At 41.2% G+C, this 2,624-nt stretch carries 2 protein-coding genes and 2 pseudogenes; 2 read left to right on the top strand and 2 right to left on the bottom strand.

What is annotated here, in order from left to right; genetic code table 11:
* Nucleotides 1-361: 361 nt before the first annotated feature.
* Both ACW9H9_RS28415 and ACW9H9_RS28410 read left to right on the top strand, forming a co-directional pair.
* On the top strand, nt 362-976 hold the full coding sequence (locus tag ACW9H9_RS28415) for a hypothetical protein (protein WP_457346672.1): 615 nt from the start codon (nt 362-364) through the stop codon (nt 974-976).
* A gap of 92 nt (nt 977-1,068) precedes the next feature.
* A pseudogene (locus tag ACW9H9_RS28410) lies at nt 1,069-1,191 on the top strand (site-specific integrase); the annotation flags it as partial.
* A 79-nt stretch (nt 1,192-1,270) separates the two neighbouring features.
* Here the strand turns inward: ACW9H9_RS28410 and ACW9H9_RS28405 are convergent.
* Both ACW9H9_RS28405 and ACW9H9_RS28400 read right to left on the bottom strand, forming a co-directional pair.
* The gene (locus ACW9H9_RS28405; protein WP_457346673.1) at nt 1,271-1,750 is read right to left on the bottom strand and encodes a hypothetical protein; all 480 of its coding nucleotides are present in this window, start codon (nt 1,748-1,750) and stop codon (nt 1,271-1,273) included.
* Between the two features lie 96 nt (nt 1,751-1,846).
* Nucleotides 1,847-2,624: pseudogene (locus tag ACW9H9_RS28400) on the bottom strand (hypothetical protein); the annotation flags it as partial.

The raw sequence follows: 2,624 nt of genomic DNA, 5'->3' as shown, positions 1-2,624 counted from the left end.
TATATGCACCTCTTACTCATGTTATGCCCGAACACAAAATTTCTGACACCCTCCCCTCACACCAGAATTTATAATAATTTGAGACAACATATGTTTTTTGAAAAAAAGAAATCTGTGAAATTTTCAGAAACTGAAGCCTTTACAAACTTGTTTACTTTATTGCCAATCCTAATCATTGCAATAGTAGTGCTTTATGTCACAAATCCTTTTCCGAAGGGCTTCTGGGACATTAAACTAATCGACATTATTAATGCCGTCGCGCAGATCGCGACTGCCGGCGCTTTTTTACTCGCATTGTTCCAATACAAAAAAAAACACCGATTCTGCTAGGCAATCAACATTAGCCCAGGAGTGTAGAGAGATGGTTGGCAGGATGAATTTGGTGTGCACCAACTTCTCCAATAGCAAACACAAAGGGCTTAGAGAGACATCAAAATTTGTAGAAAAAATGGATACTCTAGCAAGAAATTTCGACGAGATATTTAAAGAACTGAACGAAGATGTGCAGAAAGCAATTGTCCGAATGCACTGGCAGGAAATGTACATGTCAGAATTGAAGCATGCTATGAACGCGTGGAACATACTGGATTTAGTGCATGACTTAGGTGTTCGCATCGACAATGCTGATCGACTGAAACTTGTATTCCTGAAAAAAATAAAGAGGATAAGAGAAAGAAAAATCGACCCATTTGCCGAGTACCTTTTAATAAAAGAAATCATAAATAGAGAAGACACATTCCCAGTACTATCTAACACCACACTAATAACCCAAGACTACCTTTTCTTTGAAATGGCTTTCTTCCACAATGAATCTCTGAGTGATCATCTGTATGGCTATATCAATGCCATCGACGCCCGTATAAAAGCACCCACATTAACGGCACTGAATGAATTTTTTCATGAGGACCTAAAAAACATCATATTGGAACAAAAAAAAGATCAGGCAAATGAGCATTTTCCAACTGATCGAAAATAGAGCTATCTACAACGTCACAGCTTTGATCTGAACAGACAAGGCTTTGGCAGTCGACGCATCGGCAACAAACGCCACGGCGGTGGTAGGTACGGGACTGGATAACAGAGCAGATGGGGTACACCAACGGCAACATGATCCACCAGCATTACGTAACATGGATCAATGAGGAAGAACCTAACATAGTCGGAATGCTGCAGTTAGCGCTCAAGCTATAATAATTGAACAAACACAAAGCCCCATACACCTGTTCAAGGTGCTGGGGCCTTTTACATAACGGTATTCAAGAAAAAATGTTTAAGCAGTTAACTCTTTTGCATACGCGACCAACCGAGCACACCTTTCATTTAAAAATACTTCATAATTGTCATCAAATTCCTTTGCAGAGCAAAAAGCTGATGCCAAAGTTGCCTCACGCTCTTGCTTGTCGTGGCTGACAAGGTCCTCAAGATAAACCGAGGGATGTTTTCGACCAATGTTTTTATTTTCTGCCGCGCTCAAAAAGCAGAAATTACCCAGAACATTAATCTGCTGTTCTGGCACACCAGTATCTCGCAAAAAAGCGCGCGGGTAAATATGATGAAACTCTGATCTATTGTAACGCTGAAGAACCTTATCTAAATCAATATTTTTACCTGACAGAAGACTCCTAGGCGACCTATTAGCAAGTAACAATACAAATGTCTTAGTTGCTGCCGCGCCCACCCTGAACGTATTATGAAAAAAATCCACCTTGACACTATCATCAATATTATCAAAGCTGTTTTGGAAGTCCATTTTTCAACTTAACAATCTGCTCAATATCATGAATCGTTGTTTTTCTCGTTTGACTTGTATATCTTCCAGAAAAGCAAGTTCGCCAGAACCAACGTTTCAACGCGTGATAAGTTTGCCCTCCATATACAACTTCCTTCCCATCAGGCTCTGCAAAAAAAAAACAGCTAGCGGTACCAACATAGATGGATATGGCAGTAACTTCAGGTGAGAGATTTTAAGCTGCGTTCTCATGAAATCAATTGCACCGCGAATTCCATTTTCGACCGTTGAGAACTGCGCTCTTACTTCGCTCCCATTTAGCGCGAGCAATTTTTCAGGGCCTGGTTCACCGGCCAAAATCCCAGCCACACAACTGAGAACTAGATCTGCGTCATCTCCGACACCAGCAAAACCGAAGTCGGACAACTCCTCTTTCAAGTCCTTGAATTTTTCCAATAAGTCGAAGTCATCGCTCCAAGTCCAAGCAGATAGCAATTGCAACGTATCTAGCGCAACACCAAGATGATTTATACGTTCAAAAACAATAGCCACTATCGAACGATCTTCGCTTTTTAAGACCTGCACCGGTATGGAAATTTCTTTAAATTTTTCCTGCAACTTATCAACTTGAGCAACTTGCTCCTCACTCAAGTGCGCAGTACTAGCACGATATTTCACTGAGTCAAACAAGACGCTCATGGGAAAATAACGATTTCTATCCCAACTCTCTTCTTGAATAGCAATGAAAACACTATCTTGGGGACTGCCAGTTGCTTGAAGATCAAAGTAGATATCAGCCCAATCTGGATTATCCTCAGGAACCAACTCTGTTTGAAATACGGCGGCCGCAAAAACTGAGTGCAACACCTCTACCTCAGGTAAGGTGCGGCAATGT

The organism is Pseudomonas sp. SDO5215_S409 (assembly GCF_054071325.1).
Note: the sequence above shows the minus strand (reverse complement) of the source record. Positions and strands in the feature narration are given on the sequence as shown.

Excerpts from the sequence above, each read along its gene's own strand:
- ACW9H9_RS28415 (WP_457346672.1), top strand. The coding sequence starts at position 362 with ATGGTTGGCAGGATGAATTTGGTGTGCACCAACTTCTCCAATAGCAAA.
- ACW9H9_RS28405 (WP_457346673.1), bottom strand. The coding sequence starts at position 1,750 with ATGGACTTCCAAAACAGCTTTGATAATATTGATGATAGTGTCAAGGTG.